This window comes from Cognatazoarcus halotolerans, from assembly GCF_009800965.1.
In the GTDB taxonomy this organism is placed as follows: domain Bacteria; phylum Pseudomonadota; class Gammaproteobacteria; order Burkholderiales; family Rhodocyclaceae; genus Cognatazoarcus; species Cognatazoarcus halotolerans.
In genome coordinates, this window is sequence record NZ_WUAF01000026.1 from 22,270 (window position 1) to 46,075 (window position 23,806).

Annotated in this window: 26 protein-coding genes; 1 reads left to right on the forward strand and 25 read right to left on the reverse strand. The window is 67.3% G+C overall.

Annotation, left to right across the window (positions count from 1 at the left end; all coding sequences use genetic code 11):
* Nucleotides 1–64: 64 nt before the first annotated feature.
* Nucleotides 65–427 carry a DUF3742 family protein gene (locus GQB03_RS20945; protein ID WP_456064411.1) on the forward strand — a complete coding sequence of 121 codons (363 nt, stop codon included), beginning with the start codon at nt 65–67 and terminating at the stop codon, nt 425–427.
* A gap of 27 nt (nt 428–454) precedes the next feature.
* Here the strand turns inward: GQB03_RS20945 and GQB03_RS20950 are convergent, their stop codons facing one another.
* From GQB03_RS20950 to GQB03_RS21070, 25 genes are all read right to left on the reverse strand, one after another.
* The gene (locus tag GQB03_RS20950) at nt 455–1,984 is read right to left on the reverse strand and encodes a conjugal transfer protein TraG N-terminal domain-containing protein (RefSeq protein WP_159693451.1); all 1,530 of its coding nucleotides are present in this window, start codon (nt 1,982–1,984) and stop codon (nt 455–457) included.
* A gap of 15 nt (nt 1,985–1,999) precedes the next feature.
* Nucleotides 2,000–2,353 carry a hypothetical protein gene (locus GQB03_RS20955; protein WP_159693453.1) on the reverse strand — a complete coding sequence of 118 codons (354 nt, stop codon included), beginning with the start codon at nt 2,351–2,353 and terminating at the stop codon, nt 2,000–2,002.
* The gene (locus GQB03_RS20960; RefSeq protein ID WP_159693455.1) at nt 2,350–3,756 is read right to left on the reverse strand and encodes an integrating conjugative element protein; all 1,407 of its coding nucleotides are present in this window, start codon (nt 3,754–3,756) and stop codon (nt 2,350–2,352) included. Before GQB03_RS20960 ends, GQB03_RS20955 begins: the two co-directional genes overlap by 4 nt.
* Before the next feature lie 10 nt (nt 3,757–3,766).
* On the reverse strand, nt 3,767–4,711 hold the full coding sequence (locus GQB03_RS20965; protein WP_159693457.1) for a TIGR03756 family integrating conjugative element protein: 945 nt from the start codon (nt 4,709–4,711) through the stop codon (nt 3,767–3,769).
* A complete protein-coding gene (locus GQB03_RS20970; RefSeq protein ID WP_159693459.1) occupies nt 4,708–5,157 on the reverse strand; it encodes a TIGR03757 family integrating conjugative element protein in 450 nt (149 codons plus the stop codon). The genes GQB03_RS20965 and GQB03_RS20970 overlap by 4 nt, the downstream gene beginning before the upstream one ends.
* A gap of 165 nt (nt 5,158–5,322) precedes the next feature.
* On the reverse strand, nt 5,323–5,817 hold the full coding sequence (radC, locus tag GQB03_RS20975; protein WP_159693461.1) for a RadC family protein: 495 nt from the start codon (nt 5,815–5,817) through the stop codon (nt 5,323–5,325).
* 194 nt (nt 5,818–6,011) lie between these two features.
* Nucleotides 6,012–6,755, reverse strand: coding sequence for a DsbA family protein (locus tag GQB03_RS20980; RefSeq protein WP_159693463.1), 744 nt, complete (start codon nt 6,753–6,755; stop codon nt 6,012–6,014).
* A gap of 13 nt (nt 6,756–6,768) precedes the next feature.
* The gene (locus GQB03_RS20985; RefSeq protein WP_159693465.1) at nt 6,769–9,657 is read right to left on the reverse strand and encodes a conjugative transfer ATPase; all 2,889 of its coding nucleotides are present in this window, start codon (nt 9,655–9,657) and stop codon (nt 6,769–6,771) included.
* The gene (locus tag GQB03_RS20990; protein ID WP_159693467.1) at nt 9,657–10,091 is read right to left on the reverse strand and encodes a TIGR03751 family conjugal transfer lipoprotein; all 435 of its coding nucleotides are present in this window, start codon (nt 10,089–10,091) and stop codon (nt 9,657–9,659) included. The genes GQB03_RS20985 and GQB03_RS20990 overlap by 1 nt, the downstream gene beginning before the upstream one ends.
* Nucleotides 10,072–11,502, reverse strand: coding sequence for a TIGR03752 family integrating conjugative element protein (locus GQB03_RS20995; protein WP_159693469.1), 1,431 nt, complete (start codon nt 11,500–11,502; stop codon nt 10,072–10,074). The genes GQB03_RS20990 and GQB03_RS20995 overlap by 20 nt, the downstream gene beginning before the upstream one ends.
* Nucleotides 11,492–12,406: a TIGR03749 family integrating conjugative element protein gene (locus GQB03_RS21000; RefSeq protein WP_159693471.1), complete on the reverse strand. Its 915-nt coding sequence runs from the start codon at nt 12,404–12,406 to the stop codon at nt 11,492–11,494. Before GQB03_RS21000 ends, GQB03_RS20995 begins: the two co-directional genes overlap by 11 nt.
* Entirely contained in the window at nt 12,403–13,095 is a 693-nt protein-coding gene (locus tag GQB03_RS21005; protein ID WP_159693473.1) for a PFL_4703 family integrating conjugative element protein, read from the reverse strand. The genes GQB03_RS21000 and GQB03_RS21005 overlap by 4 nt, the downstream gene beginning before the upstream one ends.
* Entirely contained in the window at nt 13,092–13,502 is a 411-nt protein-coding gene (locus tag GQB03_RS21010; protein ID WP_159693475.1) for a TIGR03750 family conjugal transfer protein, read from the reverse strand. Before GQB03_RS21010 ends, GQB03_RS21005 begins: the two co-directional genes overlap by 4 nt.
* A 12-nt stretch (nt 13,503–13,514) precedes the next feature.
* Nucleotides 13,515–13,832: a TIGR03745 family integrating conjugative element membrane protein gene (locus GQB03_RS21015; RefSeq protein WP_456064412.1), complete on the reverse strand. Its 318-nt coding sequence runs from the start codon at nt 13,830–13,832 to the stop codon at nt 13,515–13,517.
* Nucleotides 13,833–13,924: 92 nt separating this feature from the next.
* Nucleotides 13,925–14,164, reverse strand: a complete 240-nt coding sequence (locus GQB03_RS21020) for a TIGR03758 family integrating conjugative element protein (RefSeq protein WP_159693479.1) — start codon at nt 14,162–14,164, stop codon at nt 13,925–13,927.
* On the reverse strand, nt 14,161–14,526 hold the full coding sequence (locus GQB03_RS21025; protein WP_159693481.1) for an integrative conjugative element protein, RAQPRD family: 366 nt from the start codon (nt 14,524–14,526) through the stop codon (nt 14,161–14,163). Before GQB03_RS21025 ends, GQB03_RS21020 begins: the two co-directional genes overlap by 4 nt.
* 112 nt (nt 14,527–14,638) lie before the next feature.
* The gene (locus GQB03_RS21030; protein ID WP_159693483.1) at nt 14,639–15,388 is read right to left on the reverse strand and encodes a TIGR03747 family integrating conjugative element membrane protein; all 750 of its coding nucleotides are present in this window, start codon (nt 15,386–15,388) and stop codon (nt 14,639–14,641) included.
* Nucleotides 15,385–17,541 (reverse strand): type IV conjugative transfer system coupling protein TraD, encoded by a 2,157-nt coding sequence (traD, locus tag GQB03_RS21035; protein WP_159693485.1) that lies wholly within the window; start codon nt 17,539–17,541, stop codon nt 15,385–15,387. Before traD ends, GQB03_RS21030 begins: the two co-directional genes overlap by 4 nt.
* Before the next feature lie 8 nt (nt 17,542–17,549).
* Nucleotides 17,550–18,083 (reverse strand): integrating conjugative element protein, encoded by a 534-nt coding sequence (locus GQB03_RS21040; RefSeq protein WP_159693487.1) that lies wholly within the window; start codon nt 18,081–18,083, stop codon nt 17,550–17,552.
* Entirely contained in the window at nt 18,080–18,700 is a 621-nt protein-coding gene (locus tag GQB03_RS21045) for a transglycosylase SLT domain-containing protein (RefSeq protein ID WP_159693489.1), read from the reverse strand. The genes GQB03_RS21040 and GQB03_RS21045 overlap by 4 nt, the downstream gene beginning before the upstream one ends.
* The gene (locus GQB03_RS21050; protein WP_159693491.1) at nt 18,685–19,410 is read right to left on the reverse strand and encodes a TIGR03759 family integrating conjugative element protein; all 726 of its coding nucleotides are present in this window, start codon (nt 19,408–19,410) and stop codon (nt 18,685–18,687) included. The genes GQB03_RS21045 and GQB03_RS21050 overlap by 16 nt, the downstream gene beginning before the upstream one ends.
* 9 nt (nt 19,411–19,419) lie before the next feature.
* Nucleotides 19,420–20,067, reverse strand: a complete 648-nt coding sequence (locus GQB03_RS21055; protein WP_159693493.1) for a hypothetical protein — start codon at nt 20,065–20,067, stop codon at nt 19,420–19,422.
* Nucleotides 20,064–20,639, reverse strand: coding sequence for a PFGI-1 class ICE element type IV pilus protein PilL2 (pilL2, locus tag GQB03_RS21060; RefSeq protein ID WP_159693495.1), 576 nt, complete (start codon nt 20,637–20,639; stop codon nt 20,064–20,066). The genes GQB03_RS21055 and pilL2 overlap by 4 nt, the downstream gene beginning before the upstream one ends.
* A gap of 333 nt (nt 20,640–20,972) precedes the next feature.
* Entirely contained in the window at nt 20,973–21,287 is a 315-nt protein-coding gene (locus GQB03_RS21065; RefSeq protein ID WP_159693497.1) for an integration host factor subunit beta, read from the reverse strand.
* Between the two features lie 179 nt (nt 21,288–21,466).
* Nucleotides 21,467–23,740 carry a helicase-related protein gene (locus tag GQB03_RS21070; RefSeq protein WP_200832354.1) on the reverse strand — a complete coding sequence of 758 codons (2,274 nt, stop codon included), beginning with the start codon at nt 23,738–23,740 and terminating at the stop codon, nt 21,467–21,469.
* Between the last annotated feature and the right edge of the window lie 66 nt (nt 23,741–23,806).

Below are 23,806 nucleotides of genomic sequence, written 5' to 3' on the forward strand. Positions count from 1 at the left end.
GGAGGGCAAGCCCCAACCGACCGCTCCATGAGGTAAGGTCGCACTGAAGCCGAGGCATGTGAGCATGACCACCAACACGTACAACGGGCGCTGGAACCACCGGCTAGGCCGGGGGGCGGGCCGTGCTTGGCGTGGATACCTGCGCTGCGAGCAGCGTGCCGCCGGCTGGCTGATGACGCATGGGGTGCCTACAGGCGTGGCGACGATGGTGCTCTGGATCGTCAAGCTGGCCGTGCTTGGCATGCTCCTCTCCGCAGCATCCTGGCTCGCCCTGCTCCTGACCTTTGCGGTGGTCGCCGCATGGCTCGCGCGGAATGCCGACGAGGACGACGAGAAGCAGCCGGAACTTAGGGACGGGCACTCGGGCGTCGGCCTGTACGACAAAGATGACTGGCGGATCGATATGGGCGATCCCGACGAGCCGTAGCCGTTGTAGCGGCGCGAGTGAATGCCTTTACTTGGCAGCGCCTTTCGCTGCCGTCATCGCAAGGCGAGAGCCACTACCCCCTGCCGATTTAGCATCGGACGTTCCGGTGATGAGGCCACCCAGGAAATTTCCGGCGCGAACCCCTGCCCATCCGAGTGCCATCACCCAGAACGTCGGCAACACGATGAACATCATCGCCATGACGAAGTTGAGCAACATGTCGCCAAAAGCGTTGTTCAAGCCGATCAGCGGATCGAAGTTCGTGTGCGGCCTGTCCGCACCAAACCCCCAGCCGTAGAGCGCATCCAGGATCGTGCTGTCGATCCAGCGTGCTAGCTGGAACCAGAAGTCCACGAAGAACAGTGCGAACTGGACGCAGCTCACCGTCACCACAGTCTTCAGGTCGTAGGTGCCGATCAGCAGCACCAGCGGGATGCAGATGACGAGCGCCATCTTGAGCATCGTCAGCACCATCGGCAGCGCCTGGCGCACCACGTCCATCGCGGGAAAGAAGCCCAGCGCGCCGACGGTCATCCCCAGCTCGCTCGCGCCGCGCGTGACGACGTTCGGCAGCGTCTTGTCGATCTGGCCGCCGTAGTCGGTGTAGATGGCGCCCTGATTCATTTTCTGCTGCCGGGGTGAGACGACGGCGCGAATCACCGCGTCATTGACCTCGCCTTGCGACAGAAAGCCCACCCAGCGCCCGATGCGGGTCAGCAGGTCCGGGGCGACCTGTGCCAGCAGCCGGCTGCGCAGTCCCTGGTCGCCATCAGCCCACCACTGCCGGCAGGACGGATAGCCGCCGCCGCTGTCCACCTGTGCCAGGCCCGCATCGCGGGTCGCGTCGTAGGGCCAGGCCGTGCGCGGGGTCTTGGAGCGATAGGTGTCATAGAAGCCGGGCGTGTCGAGGAAGTAACTCGACCCGATCCAGGTGACGTCGTTCATCTGCTCGTCGGAGAGCGTCGGCCGGCTCATGAACAGCTTGGCGCGCGACGGCCCGTAGCAGTCATGCGTGAAATCGGCGACCTCCTGTGCCAGCACCGGATCATCGATCCGCGTGGCATCGACATCCATGCGAATCTGACGCAGGTCGTTGCCGCAGGGAATCGCTGCCACCGCGGCGCCCGTGACCGCCTTCGAGATGGAATGCATGAAGAACCACCACACCGGCACCAGCGCACTCTGGTTGTCGAGCGTGGTGTAGACATTTGCCCAGCCCGTGTCGTCGGGCAGCGGGACACTGACCTGGCATTGCGCGGAGCGGGTCGTGTCGAATTTGATCGTGACGAGATCCACCGGGACGAACGGGATGCCGGCGAACAGGATGACCATGATCGCCACCCACACCCGGTTCTCGATGCGCATCGACGACAGCACGCCCTTGTTCCCCTCATCCGCGCCTTCGCTGCGGGCCTTGAGCCATTCCTGGATCACGATGGCCACGAAGGGCAGCGCGAATACCCCGCTGGCAACGAGGATGTTCCAGATGCCATTGCTGACCACCCAGGCCAGCAGGGTCAGGTAATACTCCAGGTAGTCCGTGGTGTAGAGCGTCATTCCCGCCTCCTGGTCTCACCCGTGCCGCAACGCTTGACCGGCCTCCAGTGCGACCACGGCGATCACGGCCGCGATCTCCGTGCGCAGCAGGCGCTGATGCGTCTCGCGGGACGACTCCCGCCGCAACAGACGCCGACGCATCCACCACCAGCCGTAAGCCGTCGCCCAGTAGAGGCAAAGCCGCCACACGAAGAAGTGGCCAGCGTGCGCCTGCATCCAATGCTGCCAGTCGTCGAGGCCGCCGACCACGTGGATGCCGGCGATGTTCACCACTGTCGCGACAGCCACCACCAACAGGGTGAACAGCAGCCCCACACCGACGCGGCGGTTGGACAGCCAAGGCAACCGCCGCCAGGTCATCCGACTCATGGGGCAACGCTCCGCGGCTTCTGGACTTCCCGCAGCCGGTCGCGCAGGGTGTCGCCCTCGAAGACGCCGCGCGAGCCGGCAGCGCGGGTGCTGTGGCGCTGGACGATTGCCATCGCCGCGTTGCCGGCCAGCGTACGGCGCAGCTCCAACTCAGTTTTGAGGTTGTCGATCTCCTGCTCCAGCGCCCTGCTCTCCTGGTCGACTGCCTGCACGGCCAGTTCGTTGGCAGCGACGTTCGGCTCCTTCTTGCCGGTCAGCAAGGTGCGTTGCAGCAGCAAGGCCTTCTCCAGCACGCTCGACAGCGCCGCCTCCGACGCCAGGCGCTTGCCCAGCACGTCCTGGTCGGGTTCGTCACGCAGGGCCTCGATCACGCCGCGGGTGATCGGCAGCGAGCTGCTGCCGGCCGCGTCGAGATTGGTCGGCGTCGTCGGTCGGGCGCCCGATACCAGCTCATGCAACACCAGCAGCTTGGTTTCGTACTCTTCCTGGATCACCGGCGTGAGGCCGACGCCTGGCATGGTCTGGGTCTTCGTGCAGTTTTCGCAGGTGCGTTGCTCGCGTTCGCCCAGTACGCGGTTCGCAAAGGCCACGGCCTCGCCAGGCGAAGACCATGTCTGGCAGGTCAGGCGATTGCCGCAGGCGCCACGCGCGAGCGACGACGTATCGGTGGCGCTGCGGCCGTTGAGCAGGTTGTAGCCCGCACGCGTCACGTCGCCGACCACCTTGATCGAACTCTGCCCGGCGCCGCCCGCGCTGCCGCCGCCGACCCAGGGCACGCCGTTGTTCCCCTTGTTGGATTCGGCCTGCTCGACGGCGGACACGGCATCGGTACTGCCGACTGCGTCCCGCAGCGCCATTCCCTCGGCGAGCTGGTCCCAGCCGGCCTGTCCACCGGCCATTTCCGCCATCCGATTGGCGATGGCCCGGCAGGTCATCTTCGAGCGGTCGAAGTCCAGCCGCGCCTGGAGGATGCCGTTGGTCAGCAGGTTGTAGAGCCCCGGGTCGGCGCGCTGGATGATCAGGGCCGGGAGCGAAGCCACGGCGGCGGTGGCGTTCTGGATCACGTTGCTCATGATCGTCTGGAAGCCGTTGGTGATTCCGTTGAGCTGGTTCTGCAGCGTCGTGGTGATGCTCATGTCGCCGCAGATCAGGTTGCTGTTCCAGCCGACCCCCACACCGATGCCCTGCATGTTGCCGGCCCCACCCATCGACACGGCACGGCCACCGCCGATGCTGTAGAGGACGTCATCGCCGATCACGCTGCCACTGACGTTCACGCCATTGGGGTCGATGCGCGTCTGCGCCCAGGCGACGCCGACGACCAGCGTGATGGCCGCCACGAGCAGCATGGCCCGCAGGGGCGATTTCGCGCGGCGCAGGAAGTCAGGGAGAGATGCGTTCATCGTGGGTTCCTCACATGAAATCGACGCTGCCGAGGAAGACCTGGCCACGGCGCCGGCAGCAGGAGTACGGCCGCCACAAGGCCCAGGCGTAGTCGCCTTGCTGGGCCTGCACGCGGGTGCGGCTGTGCGGGAAGACCACGCAACTGTTCGAGAGCGTGGGCGTCAGCTCCTGCCATTTGCCCGTCGAGGCGTCGGTCTCCATCAGCGCGCCGGCCGGCCAGTAGCCGTCGCGGGCGTTGGCCAACAGAGGCTGGTACACGTGAATCTGGTTGCGGCGCGTCACGATGTCGCCCGCGCGTTGCGCGACCACGGCGCCGCTCTTGTGGTCGTCGGTCTGGTGCAGGAAGCCACCGCGGGGATACACGCTGCCCCAGAGGTTCAGGCCGGTGCGCATACCGATTTCGCGCCGGCCGGGGATGAGCGCTTCGGGGTAGAACGCTTCCGGGATGTTGTAGCGCCAGGCGATCGTGTCGAGCGTGCTCAGCAGATACGGCATGAAGGCTGTGCCAGCGCCTTCGCAGGTGTAGCCGGAGGCGCTGACGAACTGGCTGAACACCATCCCGGCCGGATGGCCGATGACATCGGCGTTCTTGAACTTGGCCAGGTTGTTCTCGTTGTCGTGATTGGTGGTGCCGTCACCGCCAGCCTTGGCGCTCGGGTTGGGCATGCTCATCGCCCTGACTTCCAGCCACGGGTTTTCGCCGGTGTTCGAGTAGCTCGACACCACCGCATCGGGGACGTAGTGGCGCACCTTGACGGAGGTGCGAACCGAGCAGCCGAAGGGCGTGCAGTACAGCCAGTAGCAGATTCCGACCACGCGGTATTCGAGGCAGTCGGGGGACAACGCCGACGAGACGATGGTGGCGGTGTCCAGGGCGAACGTCGACGTGGCCGCGCCCAGCAGCAGCGAGGCGGCGGTGGCGCGCAGGCGCCGGCGTGCCAGCAGGAGGCTCATGGCTGCGTGCTCCGGTAGGCGTTGATGCGCGCGACGGCGCGGGACACGTCGGGCTCGCCGTAGACCACGTAGCGTCGATCGACCACCACGGCGGGAATCTTGGCGATGCCCAGCCCCCAGGCATCCGCGACGCCTTGGTAGGCATGGCCGATGCGGCGCTGCAGGGCCTCGCCGCCGTCATGCAACCGCTGCCGCACCAGGGCCGCGGCCTGTTGCGGGTCGGCCGGCAGGTGCGCCGCGAGTTCGAACTCGATTCGCGCGGCCTGATCCAGCTCGATGACCCGCATCCCGGCCGGAGCCTGCACCGGATGATGGCTGTCGGTGACGACGAGCACATCGGCGGCGGTTGCGATGGAGCCGAGCAGCGCGGCGCACAGTCCGGTGGTCAGTCTGGCCGCCAGGGGACGCCGCGAGGCAGCAGGAAGGTTGGGGGAATGAACCGGCACGGCGCGCCTCCGCGGAGTCGATACAGAATCGTAGTCGAACGCAATGCCCATCAGGGAACGACAAGGAAACCGAAACCGCTCAGCCCCGATTTCCTGCGGAAGAACCAAAAGGAAGCGGGAGCCAATGGCTCCCGTGGTGATGAAACAAATGCGTCTGGGATGCTGCTACAACAAGCCGGCTTCGGCGAATGAGAACGGGCTGCCCTTGCCAACGATGAAGTGATCCAGCACCCGGACGTCGATCGTGGCCAGCGCGCTCGTCAGCCGCTCGGTGATCGCACGATCGGCGGCTGAAGGCTCGGTTTTCCCCGACGGGTGCTGATGCGCCAGGATCAGGGCCGCAGCGTTGAGCGCCAGTGCCCGCTGAACCAACACCCGCGGATACACCGGCGTCTGGTCGACCGTGCCCTTGAAGAGCGGCTCAAAAGCGAGCACCTGGTGCTGGCTGTTGAGAAACACCACGGCCAAGATTTCGTTCGGCTCCGCGACCAGTTTCAGGCGCAGGTAGTCGCGCACGGCGGCGGGACTCTCCAATACTGGACCGCCCCTGAAAACGCGGTTCTCCAGCAGCATGATCGCCTGCTGGATGATCCAGTCTTCGTGCTGGGCGGCAATCAGGGTGAGCGACTCCGGGCCGGAGTCGGCGATGACAAGAGACATGGCGAACCTCCAATGGATGAGATCGGAGGGCGCCTGCCCCTGGAGGGCAAACCCTCCTGGGACGATAGGATTGAAACAGGTGACGAGCCGGCATCCACCACCGCAAATGCAGTGGGTGTTCGCGTCAAGGGATGCGATGCGAACGGGTTTCGATCAACGCGGACCCGCCGCGCCGTAGCCTTGAAGATCGATGGCTACCTGGGCATGTCACCGGCAACGCCGGTGGGCATGTCTGCGGAATGGGCAGGTTCGGCGACGGTCGTGCCGCCGGCGGCGAGCAGGTCGATGGCCGACAGCAGGGCATCGCCTTCGACAGGACCATGCAGCAGGAGGGTCTTGCCGGTCTCGCGGTCGCGCAGTTGCAAGGCCGGCGTGGTCGCGATGCCCTGCTCTGCGGCTTCCACCGTCTGGGCACGGATGACGGCATCGGGGCGATCGCTCTCGAGACAGCCCTGCATGGCTGGCGTGAGCTCGGGATAGTGCAGGCTCGCCGGCACACCCTGCCCGTCGCCACGGGTGTTCGAGTAGAGCCACGCCACGGCCTGCCAGAACGTGGCATGTCCGCCAGTCTCGCCCGCGCACTCGGCCAGACGTGCCCCGGCCCTCGCGGCCGGCTCGTGCATGGAAAGCGGCAGGTGATGCCACTGCCAGTTCACCTCGGGATGGGCGTCGATCCAGCGCTTGAGCGCGGGGAAGTAGGCCCGGCAGTGCGGACACTCCAGGTCGGCGTACCCGATCAACGTGAAGCGCGCGTCGGCACGGCCATACAGCCAGGGCGGGCCGGCCGGTTGCGGCGCTTCGGACCCGGCGGCGGCCAGGGGCATGGACTCGGTTGCCGGATGCGGCGCGCGCAACAGCATCCACGAGGCCACCGCAATCGTCGCCACGATCAGCAGACCGATCCATGGATGACGGAGGGCGAAGGAAGGCATGCGCATCGTGTCGCTCCCGTCAGGCCAGCGAATCCAGCACCAGCGGTTCGATGCCCCTCGCACGGTCGATCTTCTCGGCCACGCGGAAGGCGGCATCCAACTCGCAGATGCCGTGCTGCTGCATCAACTGGAAGCGTTCGGCCTTCTCTTCGGGTTCGGTCATCGCCATCGCCAGGTAGAGGCTCGGCGGCACGGCGCGGAACAGCGCCTCCATCGACTTCGACAGAATCACGCCCTCGCTGAACTTGCCGGCCTCCTTGCGTGCCGAGAGCATCAGCGCCTTCTGCGACGCATTGAGTTCGCGAAAGCGCGCGATCTTCTCGACTTCATCGGGCGGCATCGACAGGCAGATCCACCACTCGATCATGTTGAGCATGGGTTCGGCTGCCTTCGGCAAGTCGTCCAGGTTCTGCGTGGCGAGCCAGAACCAGGCGCCGAGTTTCCGCCACATCTTGGTGATCTTGACCACGTAGGGCGCGAGCAGCGGGTTCTTCGTGATGATGTGGCCTTCGTCCGTCACGTTGATGATCGGCCGGCCCAGGAACTGGTCGCGCTCGGCGATGTTGTTGACCGTGTTGATGAGCGAGATATAGGCAATCGAGAGTTGCGCGTTGTAGCCCTCGCGCGCGAAGGTGGCCAGGTCGACGATGGTGATGTCCGCCTCGGGCCACGGCGTGCCGGCGCGGTCGAACATCTCGCCGTCCACGCCCTGACAGAACATCTCCATGGCGTCGGCCATCTCCAGCAGCCGTGCGCGCCGCATCTCCGGCAGCGTGGCATCCCGGGCACGCTCGCGCAGTGCGTCGCGCACATCGCGGGTCAGCACCGTGCGCTTCTCCGCTGCGCAGAACTGGGCCGCATCAAGAATGCACTGGCGGATCAGGCTGCGGTCGGCGCGGGTCATGCGCGCTTCTTCCTTGTCCTCGCCGCCGGTGATCATCAGTCGTGCTGTGATCTCCAACTCGCCGAGCACGTCGCGCTGCTCATCGCCCTCCACTGCCCTGCCGGCATCGGTCTGGTCCTCGTCGAGCGCATCGGCGTCCAATGTCTGTACCTCGCTCGGCGTATCGACCAGGCGCCAGGCGTCGGCAAACGGCGCCAGACTGACACCCGCGCCGGGCGCGAGCTTCACCCGATGCACGGTGAGGCCCAGCCGTGCCGCGAAGTCGCCGAACAGGCCGAAGCTGTTGCCCGCCTCAACGATGAACAGGCGCGGCCGATAGATCGCCGTCACCTGATTCAGGATGTTGTTGAGCGTCGCGCTCTTGCCCGAACCCGTTGGGCCGAACAGGAACAGATGCGCGTTCATCTGCCGATCGAGCCGGTTCAAGGGATCGAAGGTGATCGGACCGCCGCCGCGGTTGAAGAACGTGATGCCGGGATGCCCTGTGCCCTGGCTGCGACCCCAGACCGGGGCCAGGTTCGCCGCGTGTTGCGCGAACATGAGCTGGGTGTACCACTGGCGCTTGTCGGCAGCCGGATCGAACACGCACGGTAGCCAGCGCAGATAGCTGTTCAGCGGCGCCACCTCATCCTCTTCGCGCACCGGTTGCAGGCCGGCGTTGAGCATCACGTTGACGAGCTGCAGGCCACGCGCATCAAGCTGTTCCAGGTCGCAGCCGCGCAGGTAGAACGCCAGCGCGCCACGGTAGAGCTTGTGCGCGCTGCCGATCAGGCCGCGCGCCTGCTGCACGTCCTGCCGGGCCTGCTCCGAGGCCAGGGTCTCGCCGACGGCCTTCCGGGCGAGGTGGTTGAGGTGCGCCTCGAGCACGTCCTGGGGGGTGGCCACCAGCGTCAGGCACATCACCGTGTCCTCGGGCATCTGGTCGAAGAGCGCGTTCATGGCATCGCCGCCCTTGCGCGTTTCACCCGTCAGATGGCCGGTCGCCGGCGGCGTGCGCAGGCGATCCATCACGATCACCCGATGCGGCATGTCGTCGAAGAACCACAGGCCATTGGACACGGCCGAGCGCGGCTGACCGAAGAACAGCCGCTGCGCGAAGTCGGTGCCGCTGGCGAGTTCGATCTCGCCTTCCTCCCGCTCGTCCGGATAGCGGGTCAGTGCGTAGAAGCGTTCGCGGTCCTCGGCAGTGGCGCCGAGCACGCTGGGGTTCGGGTTGAACCAGCGCAGCAGCCAGGCGTGGATGTCCGCCGCGGCGAGACGTCGCGCTTTCACACCGGCATTCGCCAGCCCGCCGGCGAGGCGGTCGCAGATCGTGGTCAGCGCCTGCTCGGGCGACTGGCCGCGCCGCGGGGTCGGGGCCGCGGAGGTGCGGCGGTAGACGACCATGCGCACGCGCCGGACCTGGCCGCGCCAGGGCAGGCGCGTCACGGCAGTGTCCTCGAAAAGGCCACCCGGCTTGGCGATGGCCCGCAGGTGATGGGCGAAGAAGCGCAGGTAGAAGTCACTGAATGCGCTGCCTTGCGCACGCGGCTGCAGATAGTTCGCCAGCGAGCACAGATAGTCGTCCCAGTTGGCCTCGTCCTGGGCATAGAGCTGCACCACCCAGGGGTTGTCGTCCAACTCGTCGAAGGCGTCCTGCAGGGCGTTCTCCAGCGCATCGCGCGCCTGCCATAGCCAGGCCATCTCGCGGCCCTCGGTACCGACCGGCACCAGCTCGAAGAAGGCCGCGACCGACTGGCCATCTTCCAGCAACATGCACTTGGTGTCGGTAAGGTACTCGACCCAGGGCAGCAAATCCGCAAACGACGGCGCCACGCCATAGAGCGCATCGTGGTCGGTCTGGGTGGCCGGCCCGCGCCGGCCTTGGCCGAGCGCACTGCCCGGCTCGGCGACACCAACTGCCGCCAGCGCCCTTACGTGCCGCGCCCAGGCAACATCGGCCGCATCCACGGCGTCAGCAGGCGATACGTCGGGCTTGCGTGACCACGGCAGCGACCAGCCCATCAGTAGTCCTCCACGCGCTCGCCCGGCATCGCGTACTGCACGCGCTGGTAGAGCGGAAACACTGTGCTGTAGCCGGGCACCGGCACCGGGTCGGTGCCCGCCAGGTGCGGGAACACGTACATCACCAGGTCGGGGTTCGGCAGGCGCTGGAACTGGCGGTAAATCTCGTTCTGTGCGGTACGCGTGTAGCGCGCCTGCATGCCGGGCGCTGCCTGCACATCGGCCTCAGTCAGCGGCCGGCGCAGGCCCTGGCGCGCATCGAGCAGCTGCCGCGCGGCCTGGCCGCCGCCCGCGCTGCCGCCGGTCTCCTGATGCCAGATGTCGAGCATGGTGCTGTCGCCGTGCGGCAACAACTTCTCCTTGCTGGTGGCGCAGCCGCCAAGCAGGGTGGCCGAAAGCAACACGGCGGCCGCGTCAATCCAGATCCGATGCATGAGCTCCTCCGGTGCGGTGGTGGACCCGACGCCCCCTGGCGTCGTAGTCGATGTCGAGCGGATGTTCCAGATGTACGGCCACCTTGGCGCCGGGCTGCACATAGACCGCCGCGAAGGTCTGGCCGTAAAGCTTGTTGACCCAATCGGCCATGTCGCGCACGCCACCCGCGAGGATGCGACCCATCGCTTCATTGCCGCTGATGCCGACGGTGCCCAGCGAGCCGTTGCTGTTGGCGACCACGGCCACGCTGCCGCTGTCGGAGTCGATGAGCGAGGCCGCACCGGCGCCGGCCGCGGTGATGAGCGCCTGGCTGCCCAGGTACTGCTGGGCGTTGCTGCGTCGCTGGCCGCTGACGCAGGGGATGCCGTAGGGGTCGCTGATCCAGCCCAGGCCGCCCTGGGTGCTGGCCCCGTTCTGGCCCTGGCCGCCGCTGTTGCCGCCCTCGCTGCTGTCCTGCGGCAGCGTGCGGATGGTGCCGTCCTGGAACACGAACGTGACCGAGCGAATCTGCCCGCGCACGCACGAGAGGGTCCAGTCGCCCGAGGCCGTGCCGCTGACCACGGCGCCGGCCACGTCGGGGATGTCGATGCCGTTGGCCGTGAGGTTGTCCGGGCCGATCAGCACCTTGAACGGGTACGGGTCGTTCACGGTTCCATCGATCGGCACGCGCCCGATCAGCGCCGTCATGGCAATCGATCCCATGAGGGTCGAGTTCGACGGCACGGTGTACACGGCCTTCGTGGATGCGCCCACCGCGCGGCTGCCAACGTCGGCGACGGATTCCACCGTGGCCGACAGGCTTTTCTGGGCCGGCCCGAAGCTCGATGGAAAGCGCGGCGCCTTGCTCCCGCTCCTGGCATCGACCTTGGCATCGTCGGGCTCGACCCACTGTGTGTTACTGGTGCCGCGGTCGAAGCGTTGGCCGTCACCCTCCTCCAGCCCCAGTCCGACTGGCAGATCGGACGGGCCGCCCTTGCCCGCAAGGCCGTCCAGTTGCCGCTGCAGATCCTGCATCAGCCCCTGAGTCTGCTGCCTGTCGCTGGCCACCTGGGCGCGCTCCTGCGCCAAGCGGTTGCGCTCGCCTTCCAGCGCGTTCTGAATGCGCTGGTCGATCGCGCTTTCCCGCGCGCGCAGGCGCTCGTTCTCGGCCCTGTGCTGCTTGTTGTCGCCAAGCGCGCTCTGCAGCTCGGTGCGCAACTGCTTCACCTGGGCCACCAGCGTGGCGACAGTATCGCGCGGGGTGTCCCCTGCGATGCCCAAGGCTTTCATCTCCTCGGGCGTGAGCGTACTGGCCGCACCCATGGGGGCCGGCTGGCCGCCGGGGGTGCCGGAGAACAGCCTGATACCGACGAACATCAGCAACAGCGCTATCGGGATCAGCAGCCACTTGAGCAGCGGATTACTCGTCATCGCGCGCGCCTCCGACTGAGCCGGCCGCAGCGGCCGGCGGCAGGTTCGCGGCGGTGTCGATCGGGCTCAGCGCCGGCAGCAGCGACTCGGCCAGCCCGTGGCCGCGCGTGACAAGGTAGAGCACCGTGGTGTCCGACGGAGTACCGGCTGGCCCCAGATTCGGATGCTGGAAGGTCGCGGCCACGAAGTTCCCCTGCAGGGCACGCGGGTCGAGGTCGAGCCAGCGCGCCGAGGTATTGGTGAGGCGGATCGCCGTCACCCACTGGTCGTCCAGGCGCCATCCGGCCAGCGCCCGCGCTTGCACCGGCAGGGCCGGCAGCAAGGAGTCCAGCTTGAGCTCGCGGCGCAGATTCACGCGTCCGATGCCGGCAACCGGCTCGACCGTGCGCAGCGGCGCATACAGGTTCTGCGCGGCATGGCGTGTCAGCACGACCGGGACCGGCGTTTCGCGCAAGGGAGCGGTCTTGTCTGCGGACTCATCGGTCGGCTCGTCTGCGCCGCGTGTTGCACCGCCGCCATAGCGCTTTGCGGGGGCCTCCGCTTCCACGATGCGCACCGGCTCGAGCGGCGCCTGGCCGTCCTTCGCCGGCTCGGCGGCGATGTCGATCAGGATCATCGCGCCGGATTCCACGTCCTGCAGTTGCAGCCGCGTCGGCGGAATGGGCTCGCTCGCCCGCAGGTAGATCGCGCCCCCCGCACTCTGCACGCGCAGGTGGGCACCGACGCTGGCCGGCACGCCGACCCGCACATTGCGGTCGATGAAGACCACGCGCTCCTCACCAACCACCAGCGGCACCGGCAGCGGCAGACGCTCCCAGCGCAGGATTTCCAGGGCATGGCTGGCCGGCACGAACCCGAGGATCAGCAGGACGCCGGCCAGGGCCGACAAGGTAACCGACTTCATGGGGCGTCTCCCTGCGGGCGGCCGGAAGCGTTGGCGGGTGCACCCGCCTGGGTCGGCGTCGGCGGCGCTTCGATGCGCTGGGGTGCGCTGGCGTAGCAGTCCAGCGCAAGGCCGAAAGGGTTGTGCTCGGGGTCGATGTCCAGCCGGACGACCTTGATGGGGTAGCGCACCAGAGCGCGCTTGATCTGCTCGGGTCCGTAGTATTCGTCTGCACTCACGTCGAGCGTGACAATCCAGTCCCGAGAGGAAACCACCTTGACGCGCGTGGCCGGATCTTCGCCATAGCCGCGCCCGGGAATCTCGTAGATGCCGCGCACGCGCTGACGCAGCTCACCGCTGGTGCGCCGGTACTCGTAGTCCTGTTGCAGAAAGGTGCGGCAGCCCGGCGTCAGGTAGGATGACAGCGCGCGCAGGTTGCGTGCATAGTCCTCCTCGCCGTTCGTGGGCCAGCGCTGCACCTGCTGCCAGATGTAGAACGTGAAGGCATACACACTCTCGGGCGGCACGTCCCACCACTTGCGCGTGCTGCCCGAGCGCAGATCCGGCGGCACATGGATGGTGAGATCCCTCGGCGCACTCCACCAACCGAAGCCGAGCAGCAGCGCCACCACGAAAAGCGCGCCGGCCCCAAGGCGCAGCGTCTTCACGTGGGCCTGCAGGTGCGCGACCTCGTTCCTGAACCGGCTCATGGTGCCCCTCGATCGGCACTGCGCCGGATCGTCCAATAGCCCGAACGGGTGATGAGACCCTGCCCGCCCGCGAGCGCCGCCAGCGCCGGGTACCGCAGGGCCAGCCGCCACTCGAGTTGCCGGTACAGCCAAGTGTCGGGCCGGCCGCGCTTCTGCGTGCGCAGGAAGCCGCCGCCAACCAAGACGCCCAGCGCAATCACGGCCACGATCAGCGTGGGCACCATGGCGATGCTGTGCGTGAGCCAGGCCAGCGGCAGGCCAAGCACAAACCCGGCTGCACCTGACAGGCCGGCGCAGATCCACAACTCGTCGGCGGTCAGCCCGCGCACGACCGCCGGCTGGCGATTCAGCCGGTGCGGCAGGAAGGTCACCAGCGTGTCGCGCGGAGTCTCCGAAGGGAGGGCCATCGCTTAGCGCCCTCACAGCACGCCGGTGGCCTTGGTGAGCAGCCAGATTCCGACCACCAGCAAGAGCGCGCCCACGGCGATCGACAGGCCAAACTGGCCCCAGGTGGCGCGCCCGGTGTGGATCTCCGAGTAGCGTGTGTAGGCGTGATAGGAGACACCGACGAACATCGAGGCGACCACGAGCAGCGCGACCAGCAGCACGATGTCGTAGCCGTAGTTCTGGATCGTCTGCATGATGCCGGTGCCGGCCCCGCGCGAAGGGTCCTCCATGGTGGGCAGGGCCGCCCAGGAGGCCGCCGGCGTGGCCGCGATGCCCAGTGGGACGAGCACAGCGGCGATCCGCGCGGACGTGGGCGCCGTGGTGCAAACATCAGCGCGATGGGTAGTCGAAGCGTTCATGGCGATACACCCTTTCATGGTGGTCAGGACAGGAGGAAGTAGCTCAGCACCAGGTACATCGCGACGAAACGCACGATGACGCCGAGGAACTGGCGTTCAGTCAGGCGGTGTTCAGCCCAGCCGACGTAGGCGGTACGCATCGCCCACACGCCCCACAGCAGCAACACGGCGAACACGAAAGCGAGCACCACGGCAGAGACGGCCGAAGGCGCAAAGCCGCCGGTGGCCTGGAAGGCGGCGACTTGATCGGCAGAGGGGGTCACGGCGATGGTTCCTCGTCGTTGGCGCGGTCTCTGTGGACGTAATCGCCGGCCAGCGGGAAGGGATCACGCGGCTGGGCGCGCTGGGGCACGAGGTAGTCCTGCAGGCCGGCGCGAACGCGCTGCAGGTCTATGCGCAGTCGGACGTAGTCGAAGTAGTAGCGGGCGCGTTCCTGCGGAGCGGTATTGGCGGCGTGCTCGGCGAGGCGGTCGATCAGGTTGAGCTGGCGGGCAAGCGCGGCGAGTTGCTCGCGCTCCGAGGCGAGACCCTCGGCGGCGACGGCAGGCTGCAGCGCCGAGAACGACACGGCCAACACCACGGCAAACGCAGCCCGTGCGAATTTGCTGCGATTGGTCTGTCCCATCGTGCCCTTCCCCACTGAAGCGGATGGGCAGATGTTGTCGTGCAGGCCCGCTTTGCGCGGTGGGGAATGGGAATCGGGGCATGACCGGATTGATGGGAAGCAGGCTGCGTCGTCATAGGTACTTCTTGAACGTCGCCGCCGCAATGCACACCGCCACGCCGAGCAATGCGGCACTGGGCAACAGGATCAGCAGCGGGTTCACGCTGACCGGCAATGCCAGGTAAGTCACCCACGGCAGCACGGCCAGCGGGATCAGGCTGGCCCTGGCGCGGTGATAGATGAACCCCGACTCGCGTCCCGCGCCGAAGCGGCGGATGTCCCGGCGCACCAGGCCGTCCACCAGCCCGACGAAGGCGGCCATCAGGAACAGCGGCAGGGTCAGGCACAGCACCAGCAGCCGCACGAGGAAGACCAGCGTCGTATAGGCCGCCGCGATCAGGTAGCTCTCCACGTTCACATAGACCAAGCCGATGTAGTAGCGGAAATCCTTGGTCGGACGATGGCTGCCGGCGCTGGCCTGCGCCGAGGCGTCGCGTATCCAGTCCAGCAGGCCGCTTTTCACGAACAGCCCGTCGTAGCCCTGTTCCACCAGCCGGTGCGCGGTGCGCCCCGGCTCCTGCACCAGCGCGCTGCGCGTGAAATGCGTGGAGAGCTGATCCAGCTCGTAGTGCAGCATGCCCTGCGCGTGGCGCCAGCCCTGCTCGGGCCAGAAGAAGTGCATGCCGACGCATTCGATCAGGATGCACAGCAGCTGCGCGCCGCACAGCACGCCGAAGAGGCGGAACGGCAGCGTGACCAGGCCGGCGATCAGGCCTTGCTGTCGTTGCTGCTGGCGCTGGGCCGCGACGGCCGGATCGCTCATGCTTCGGCCTCTTCAGCGGCGGCCATCTGCTTGAAGTCGTCCAGCAGGTCGTCGGGCAGCGCCTTGTCCTGCAGGCCGGGGAGCCCCTGGTTCTCCCACCAGTCTCCTGCCTCGACGTAGTGCTGCCGCATGTAGCCTGCCAGCTCCTGAAGATCCCTCGGCATGGCTTCGTCGGGGTCGGGTGCCGGCAGCGGCATGCGGACTTTCCAGAGGTTGCCGCCCTCGATCAGCGCGAAGCACTGTCCCTTGGGCAGCGCCACCACATGCGCCGGCTCGATCAGCGGTACGCTGTTGCTGCTGATGCGGTCCTGGGTGTTGGACGTGAAGGCGGTATTGCCGGTCGGGTCGGAGCTGTCGGTGGCGCCGCTCATCAGTGCCGTGGCGTACACCTCGACTTTGGGCAGTTGTCGCGTCAGCAGTTCGGCGGTGGCGGTCTCGCGCACGCGCAGCATGAACAGGTTGTTGAAGTTGCCGACCACCTGGCCGGCCTTGGCACGGTTGCCGATGCGCGCCTCGATGTCGCTCAAGGTCTGCGTGTAGGCCGTCACCTGCACGCCGGCACCGCCGCCCTTGTTGACCATCGGGATGAACTCGTCGCCCATGAGCTCATTGAATTCGTCGGCGTGGACGTTGATCGGAATCTTGGCGCCCACCGCGGCGCCGGGCAGCCCGTCGTCGATGCCGAACTTGTAGATGTGGCCGGCGACCGAGACCAGATCGCTGAACATCGAGTTGCCCACCGCCGCCGCGACTTCAGCGTCGGACAGTGCATCCAGCCCCACGTAGACCACCGCGCGTTTGCGGATGACCTGCATCCGGTCGAAGATCGGCCGCGGGTCGGACAGGTCGGAATAGTTCGGTGCGAGCAGTTGCGCGATCTTGCCGGTGGTGAGCTTCTCCAGCAGCGGTAGCAGCGAAGCGACGATCTTGTCGAAGTACGTCCGGTCGTAGCGCACGGCGCTGCGCAGGCCGTCGAGCACCGGGTCATAGACGCGCACCTGGGACAGGTACTGTTCGAGGGCCACCACGCGCTTCTCGCGCCCGATCATGTTGCGCGGGATGTTCTTGTCGTTCAGCTTGGCTTCGAGCTGGACGATGACCTCCCAGGCCTTCGGCTCGTTCCTGGCGAAGTAGTGCTGGGCGTACTCGATGAACAGCGCGTCAATGTTGATGACGTGGCGCTGGATCAGCAGGTAGTCCGGCCGCTGCCCCAGCTCGACCAGGGCGCGCGCGATGATGTTGACGAAGCGCCAGGCGAATTCGCGGAACGCGGCGCTGTTGCCTTCGCCCGAGAGCTGTCCGGCGATGCGCGTGGCCACCTCGGAGATCCGCCCGAACCGGCCCACGGCGTTGTAGCGCGCCGAGATGTCCGGCCAGCCCAGATGGAACACGTAGAACTCGCCTTCGCGCCCGGCGCGCTTGGCCTCGACGTACATGCGCTTCAACAGGTCGGCATCGCCCTTGGGGTCGAAGACGATCACCACCTCGTGCTCGCCGCGGACCTTGCGGCGGATGTCTTGGGTGATGAACAGCTCGGCCAGCCGCGTCTTGCCCACGCGCGTGGTGCCCAGCACCAGGGTGTGGCCGACGCGCTCGCCCAACGGCAGGGTGACGTCGACCTCGTGCGGCTCGATGCCGTGCAGGCGCGGCAGTCCGCCGACCGGCGGCAGCGGCCGCGCCGGGTTGAGCGGGCTGTCCCAGGCCAGCGCGCGCGCCAGCGTCGAGACGGGAAACGGCGCGAACTCAAGCCGCTCCTCCAGCCGCCGGGCGGCCCGGTAGATCGCCGTCGGCTCGACATAGCGGCGGAACTCCGGCCGGTAGGTCTGCATCAGCCGGTGCGTGTGCCGCTGCTCCCAGCGAAAGCCCCGGCCGACGAACAGCCGTTGCTGACTCACCGGCACGTCGCGGCTGGTCATCACGTAGCGCGGCAGGCGGCGGATGTTGCGGCGATAGCGCAGGATCGCCCAGGCATCGCGCAGGCGAATCGCGCCGAAGGTCAGGAAAGCCAGCGCCGAGCCCAGGCCGAGCAGCGGGTTCAGCGCGAGCGACCACGGTGCCACCAGGCACAGAATCGCGGCGCCGGTGCAGACCGCCACGGTGTAAAGCTCCACCGCTGGCCGCAGCAGAACCTCGACCGCATGCGGTTGGGCCATTTGCGCACCTACTGCTCGACGCCGGTGGAGGTGATGAGCACCGGGTAGTGGCGCAGGCCCAGGCGCTGGGCCAGGTCGTCGCCGGAGGCCGGCGAGAGGGGCAGGCCGGGAGCCAGCCTGCGCAGCGCCGTCAGCGCGGCCATCGACTCCACGTTGACCACTAGGCCCACGGCCTGCAGCTCTCGCAGCGCCGTCTGCCGCTGCCGCAGCCAGGCGCGCGAACGCTCGTCGTCGCCGATCAGGAACAGCGCGGTCAGGCCCGGTGCCCGGATGACGCGGGTCTGCACCTCGCCCGGCGACAGTTGCGTCGAGCGCACCGGCAGCATGGCGGCTTCGGCGTCGGCCGCGTTGCCCGCGCGAGGGGCTGGCATCGGGGCTGGCGGTGTGGCCTGATCCGGCTGAGGATTCAGCGATTGGTAGTACGGCAGCGCGGAGGCGCCGCCGCGGTCTTCGACGACGATCAGGGGCGTGGAGGCGGTCTGGGCGAAGACGGTGGTCGTGGGCAGCAGCCCGATGGCGGCGATGAGGACGATGTGGTTCATGGCGTGGTGGCCTGGAGGGTTGGAACGGGAACGTCGGGGTCGAGCACGCGGGTCAGGTGCCGATGCACACTGCGCCGGTAGCGCGCCGCGGGCGCCCCACCGGCGGGCCGGTGGTAGCGGCCGATGGCAAGCAACCAGTCCTCGCCCGGCGTGTGCTGTTCGCGCAGTATTTCCGCAGCGATTGCGAGGTTGCGGTACGGGTCCAGCAGCTCGCAGGGCTGGGTGTAGCGATGCGTGTGGTAGCCGAGGTTGACCTGGCCCAGGCCGGCGTCGATGCGCTTGGCCGGCGTGTGGGCGAGCGCCCGGTGCAGCCCGGCGCAGGCGTCGGTGCGGGTGGCATAGCGCTGTGGCGCGCCGGCGACGTTGAGCGTCCACGGCCAGGGGATCAGGCGCCCGCGCAGCTTGGTGCCGCTCTCCTGCAAGGCCACTGCATACAGCACCGTGGCCGGCACGTCGGCGCGGCGTGCCGCCAGTTGATAGGCCGGCGGTGGCACCTCACGCGCATGGGCAGCCAACGACCAGCCCCCGGTCGCTAGCAGCAGCGCGGCGCTGACGAAGTGGAGGGCGACGGCGGATAGCCGAAGCTCCCGGCCGAAGGTCCCTATTGCCGCAGCCATTCGCCGTTCGCCTCACGCACCACGGCCGGCAGATCGCCCGGCAGGCCGAGCGACAGCCAGCGCCCCGCGTCATGGTTGAGCGTGATCGTGCGGGCACGCACCCTGGCCGGGTCGATGCCCACCTCGATGGCCCACTGCCGGATGCGCGCATCGTCCTGGCGGGTGCCGACCATGTAGAGGTCGAAGGCGGTACCGGCCGCCTGCAATTGCTGCACGCGCTGCGCACACGGTGTGCAGTCGTCCTTGACGAACACCGCCAGGCGCCCGGAGCCGGTGTTGCCGGCCCCCTGCACTTTTGCGCCGGGCAGGCTAACGCGCCGCTGCCCGGGAAACAGGCGCTGCCATGCCTCGTCGTAGGCCCGCTGGTAGGCCAGCGTCTTGCCGACGCGCCGGGCCTCGGCCTGTACCTGCAGCTCCGCGTAACGCCTGCGTTCCTCCTCGCTGCGTGCCTCGATGCCCAGGGCCGTGAGCGGGTCGAGGTTGGCGGAATAGACGCCGAGCGGTCCCTGCATCAGCTCCCGGTAGCGCGCCCAGTCTTCGGCACTCAGCCCCCAGTCGCGGGCCAACAGCTCGTCACTACGGACGGTCGCCACCGGCCGCTCGCGACCGGGGACGGTGGCCGACGTGGCGGTGTGCTGGGCAACCGCGACCGGGGTCGAGCCGGTAAGAAGCGCGACGGTCAAGAGGGTGACGGTCCTGTACTGCTTCACTTGCCCCTCCTATCGCTCGGGTACTGTCAGGCGGCGGGCCTCGTCGCCGAGTCGGAAGACGGCGACGCCGTCCTCGATCACTTCGAGTCGCCAGCCGGCCTCGGTTTCACCAGCTCGCAGCAGACGGGTCTGGGCCAGCGCAGCCGCATCAGCAGGCAGGATCGACAGGAAGCGTTCGCCGGCACGCAACTCGACGCCGATCACCCGGAACGCGGGCTCAACGGGCTGGGGCTTTGCCGGCGCGAGTACGGGGGGACGGGAAGCGGCCATCGGCGCCGAGCGGACGGTGGCAAGGCGTACTTCCAGCCGTTCGATGCGGGTCTGCAAGGACTGCAGATCGGTGGTTGGCCGATCGCCGAGTGCCTGTTCGAGCGCTGCTAGCCGTTGATCCAGCGCCAGGCGCTCGGATTCGTAGCGTACCAAGGGCAGTGCAGCCGGCCCTTGCCGGTGCTGCTCGAGCTCCCGGGCGAGTTCGGCCAGTTGCGCTTCCAATACGGCGACCTGCATGCCAGGCACGCGGTCTTCCGCCTCTTCGGCCAGTGTCGACAGGACGACGTGGTCGATCACGACTGCGGTGCTGATGAGCAGCAGCCAGGTGGCCGCGGCCACGTGCAGCAGGGTGGCGCGACGCGACCGTTCAGTGTACGGCGTCGTCATGGCTGCACCTCCTCAGCAAGCGGGAATGTCTCGGCCGGGGTATCGGCATCTCCTACGGGAGAAGGCAGTGGCATGACCGGCTCGGCAGGCATTGCGGCCGGCGTGAAACACACCACGCGCGCACCCTCGTCGGCGTGCAGGTTCCAGGCCGGACCGGTGAGGGTCAGCAGGGCATCGCGCAACACCATCGGCCCGAGCCGGTAGTGCGCCGCCGGCAGCGGGAGGGCATCCAGTGCATCGGTTCCGGGGCCGCTGCAGAGCCGGTAACCGGAGCGCCGCAGCACATGGCGCAGCGCGTCGCCCACCGTCGCGTGCAGGGTGACGGGCAGAGTCACGTCGATCACCTGCAGCAGCAAATCCCGCTGGGCCTCGGTCGGCTTGAGTTCGACCAGGGTGTAGCGACCGTAGCGGACCACTGGGATGTATTGCGGCGGTGAGATTGCAGGTTCGACCGCCCGGGATGAAGCGACTGGCGGGGAGGACGGCGCGGTCGTCGCGCAGCCGGCCACCAGGGAGGCGGTCAGCGCCAGGCAACCGAAGGCTGTCCGGCAATACGGGCGGGCTGCTGGCATGGATCGGCTCTCTGTGATGTGAAGCCGATACCATTGCCATCCTGGGATGACGCATCAGCAAACAAAGGGAATCGCCGCCTTGCCGATTCCTGGAGGAACGGGCGGCCCGCTGGTCAAAAAAGCGTCACAGCGTCCAGATGCCTGAACGCCGGGTGGTGACCGAGTTATCGAGAGGGTTATCCACAGAATCTGTGGAGAAACGAAGGGCCACGTTCGGGTACGCGGGCGCCCGGTGCGTTTTGGGGATACCTGAGCTTTCTTGCTCCGCACACTCTGGCAGTTGCAATGTGCCGCCTCGTCGGCCTGTTGCGCTACCGATACCGGCAGTCCCGTTCAGGCGGCTTTCTTGCGGACGGCTGCCGGCACGGGGGCAACACCCACTCGGTCCCGCAACTCCTTGCCCGACTTGAAATGCGGCACGTATTTCCCGGGGACATGCACCGTCTCGCCGGACTTCGGGTTGCGGCCCAGACGTGGCGGCCGGTAGTTCAGCGAAAAGCTGCCGAAGCCGCGAATCTCGATTCGGCCGCCATGGGTGAGCGCATCGGTCAGGGCGCCGAAGATCACCTTCACCGCCTCTTCCGCATCCCGTGCGACAAGCTGGGGGAAGCGCTGTGCGAGACGGTCGATGAGTTCTGATTTCGTCATCTGGCGATTATATCAATCGAAACAGCAACTTCACGCTCGACCAACATCCTGTGCTTGGTGCCGACCCCGGAACACATGGGGGCGATTGGTCATGGCTTTATCTTTACGATGGGGCGTGTCTTAATTGGTACGGGAGAAAAATACGGCGACCCACTGGGCCGCCGGCATGTGTCAAAGAATCAAGCCGCAACCAGTTGCCTGGCGAGCGCGACTTCGACGGAGTCACCGTCCTGGTTGAGGACATCCAAGCCCGACTCGGGCACGTCGCCCGAGGTGCTTTGCGAGACCATGATCTTCCTGGCCATCAGCCCCAGGCAGGTCATCTGCGAGGAGTTGGCGTAGCCCAGGTAGATCACGCGCACCGGCTGCTTCTGGCCGATGCGCCAGGAGCGCCGGGCGGCCTGCTGCAACGAATACACGTTGTAGCCGGACTGGAGGAACACGATGGTCGGAAACTCCAGCAAGTCCAGGCCGGTTTTCACCAGTTCGGGATTGGTGATGAGCACGTCGATGCCGCGGTCCAACTGCTCGGCGATCCAGTCCTCGCGGCGGGAGGCATCCACGCTGGCGCGCAGCACCGCCACCTTGAAGCCTTCCTGCTCCAGCAGCACCTTCAAACGCGACGTGGTGTCGCGCGTGCCGGTGTAGACCGAATAGACCAGGGTCTTGCGACCTTCCGCCTTCTCTTGCCTGCAGATCTCGATCAGCTCGCGTTCCTTGGGCATCACCTCCAGCTCGTTGAACTGAGCCGGAACGAACGCCAAGGTGTTGCGCGTGCGCGGATGCACCACCGTCTCCGACCGGAAGCAGCAGTCCGGCCAGGCCAGCAGCACGTTGAGGACCACACCGAGCAGCGTGGTGTCGCGCCTCGTCAGTGCCTGCTTCAGCGCCTGGGTCAGGCGCCCCGCCAAGTCGCGGTAGGCCGCAGCCTGCGCCGTGTCCATCGCGACTTCGCGGAAGTCCTCGTCGTAGGGCGGCAGCACATCGCCGCCGATGTCCTTCAACTTGAGGAAGACCGTGAACGGCAGGACGCAACGCAGTACGCCCTTGGGACCGAAACCCGGCGCCTTGACCGTGCGCACCGATACCTTGGTGCCCTTGGCCGTCTTGTGCGCCGTGCCGGTGCTCTCGGAATAGATGTCCTTGAGCACGCCATGATCGCGCATGAACGCCATCGCGGCCGACGTCATGCTGCCGCTCTTCGTCGGCCGGTAGCCGTCTTCGATCATCCGCCCCGGCAGGGCTCGGAACAGCAGGTGGAACAGGTCGTCGCCGTAGCCGCCCATCAGTGTGCCAGTGAGCAGCAGCGTCTTGCGCGCCTTGGCCGCCAACACCGCCATGGCCTGGCCCTGAGCGGAGCCGCCGTTCTTGTACTCGTGCGCCTCGTCGGCGATGAGCAGGTCGAACGTGCCTTGCGGCAGGTAGCGCTTGATGTACTCGGACGGCTGGTAGCCGCCCTCGCCGAAGCCGAACTCCATGTTCGCCATCGCGCGCTCCATGCGGTGCGCCTGGCGGTCCGAGAAGACCAGCTCACCCCGGTCGTCCATCAGGTTGATGAACTCGTGGATGTTGTCGCCGAGCATTGACGCGAGGAACGCGTCACCGAACTTCTGCATCAGCTTCTGCGCGGTGACTTCCCCGATGGTTGGGATGCGCTTCAGGGCCTTGAGCACGGAAGAGGACTGATCGCTGGCGGACAGGCTCCTCGGGCGGATCAGCGTCCACAGTGGCGCGGTGCACTGGCTGCACTTGCGGCGGAACTCCTCGGCTTCGAGCTCGACCGGGTTGACCGGCTCGCCGTCGAGGTCGGTGATGACATGGCCGCAGTCCGGGCATGCCGCTACCTTGCCGTGGCGTGTGCGATGCCGGGTGAAGGCGGGCTTCCAGTGAAACCCCATCCGCATCCGCACGCGGCCCAGGACGAAAAACTCCTGACCGCTCGCCGGCACGCCCAACTGCTCGCGCAGCTTGATGAGCTTGAGCAAGGTGTCCGGGCCGTTGAGCACCCAGACTTTGGCGCCGGCCACCGTCTCCCGGATTTCGCGCCGCCACTTGTAGACCAGGTGGGGTGGCGAGAGCACCAGGGTACGGCGGTAGCCTTCGGCGTTGAGCACGGCGGCCGTAGCGATGCCGACGGTCGTCTTGCCGCAGCCCATCTCGCCATTGACGATCGCGGCGCGTTCGCCGCGATCGACCAACAGCTCGGTGACGGCGTGGACCACATCGGCTTGCGCCGGGAACAGCTTGCGCTTGAGCGCGGCGAGGATCAGTTGCCGATGCACCCGCACCTGGCCGGTGTAGACCGGAGGATTGGTGCGGTTGAGCGAATCTAGCAGCTCGTCGCCGAACTCCGATACGAAGTCCTGCAGGCTGAGCGTGAGGGGTGAAGTGGCCGCTTCGAGCAGATCGCCCTGCACAGCGGTTTCGGGAACGGTTTCGAGATCGAGGGACATGGTGATGCTCCAGAGCAATGGGGCATGCACCTCCCCCACGGGGCGGTGACATGCCCCTGGGTGGGA

Excerpts from the sequence above, each read along its gene's own strand:
- GQB03_RS20945 (WP_456064411.1), top strand. The coding sequence starts at position 65 with ATGACCACCAACACGTACAACGGGCGCTGGAACCACCGGCTAGGCCGG.
- GQB03_RS20950 (WP_159693451.1), bottom strand. The coding sequence starts at position 1,984 with ATGACGCTCTACACCACGGACTACCTGGAGTATTACCTGACCCTGCTG.
- GQB03_RS20955 (WP_159693453.1), bottom strand. The coding sequence starts at position 2,353 with ATGAGTCGGATGACCTGGCGGCGGTTGCCTTGGCTGTCCAACCGCCGC.
- GQB03_RS20960 (WP_159693455.1), bottom strand. The coding sequence starts at position 3,756 with ATGAACGCATCTCTCCCTGACTTCCTGCGCCGCGCGAAATCGCCCCTG.
- GQB03_RS20965 (WP_159693457.1), bottom strand. The coding sequence starts at position 4,711 with ATGAGCCTCCTGCTGGCACGCCGGCGCCTGCGCGCCACCGCCGCCTCG.
- radC (WP_159693461.1), bottom strand. The coding sequence starts at position 5,817 with ATGTCTCTTGTCATCGCCGACTCCGGCCCGGAGTCGCTCACCCTGATT.
- GQB03_RS20980 (WP_159693463.1), bottom strand. The coding sequence starts at position 6,755 with ATGCGCATGCCTTCCTTCGCCCTCCGTCATCCATGGATCGGTCTGCTG.
- GQB03_RS20985 (WP_159693465.1), bottom strand. The coding sequence starts at position 9,657 with ATGGGCTGGTCGCTGCCGTGGTCACGCAAGCCCGACGTATCGCCTGCT.
- GQB03_RS20990 (WP_159693467.1), bottom strand. The coding sequence starts at position 10,091 with ATGCATCGGATCTGGATTGACGCGGCCGCCGTGTTGCTTTCGGCCACC.
- GQB03_RS20995 (WP_159693469.1), bottom strand. The coding sequence starts at position 11,502 with ATGACGAGTAATCCGCTGCTCAAGTGGCTGCTGATCCCGATAGCGCTG.
- GQB03_RS21000 (WP_159693471.1), bottom strand. The coding sequence starts at position 12,406 with ATGAAGTCGGTTACCTTGTCGGCCCTGGCCGGCGTCCTGCTGATCCTC.
- GQB03_RS21005 (WP_159693473.1), bottom strand. The coding sequence starts at position 13,095 with ATGAGCCGGTTCAGGAACGAGGTCGCGCACCTGCAGGCCCACGTGAAG.
- GQB03_RS21010 (WP_159693475.1), bottom strand. The coding sequence starts at position 13,502 with ATGGCCCTCCCTTCGGAGACTCCGCGCGACACGCTGGTGACCTTCCTG.
- GQB03_RS21025 (WP_159693481.1), bottom strand. The coding sequence starts at position 14,526 with ATGGGACAGACCAATCGCAGCAAATTCGCACGGGCTGCGTTTGCCGTG.
- GQB03_RS21030 (WP_159693483.1), bottom strand. The coding sequence starts at position 15,388 with ATGAGCGATCCGGCCGTCGCGGCCCAGCGCCAGCAGCAACGACAGCAA.
- traD (WP_159693485.1), bottom strand. The coding sequence starts at position 17,541 with ATGGCCCAACCGCATGCGGTCGAGGTTCTGCTGCGGCCAGCGGTGGAG.
- GQB03_RS21040 (WP_159693487.1), bottom strand. The coding sequence starts at position 18,083 with ATGAACCACATCGTCCTCATCGCCGCCATCGGGCTGCTGCCCACGACC.
- GQB03_RS21045 (WP_159693489.1), bottom strand. The coding sequence starts at position 18,700 with ATGGCTGCGGCAATAGGGACCTTCGGCCGGGAGCTTCGGCTATCCGCC.
- GQB03_RS21055 (WP_159693493.1), bottom strand. The coding sequence starts at position 20,067 with ATGACGACGCCGTACACTGAACGGTCGCGTCGCGCCACCCTGCTGCAC.
- pilL2 (WP_159693495.1), bottom strand. The coding sequence starts at position 20,639 with ATGCCAGCAGCCCGCCCGTATTGCCGGACAGCCTTCGGTTGCCTGGCG.
- GQB03_RS21065 (WP_159693497.1), bottom strand. The coding sequence starts at position 21,287 with ATGACGAAATCAGAACTCATCGACCGTCTCGCACAGCGCTTCCCCCAG.
- GQB03_RS21070 (WP_200832354.1), bottom strand. The coding sequence starts at position 23,740 with ATGTCCCTCGATCTCGAAACCGTTCCCGAAACCGCTGTGCAGGGCGAT.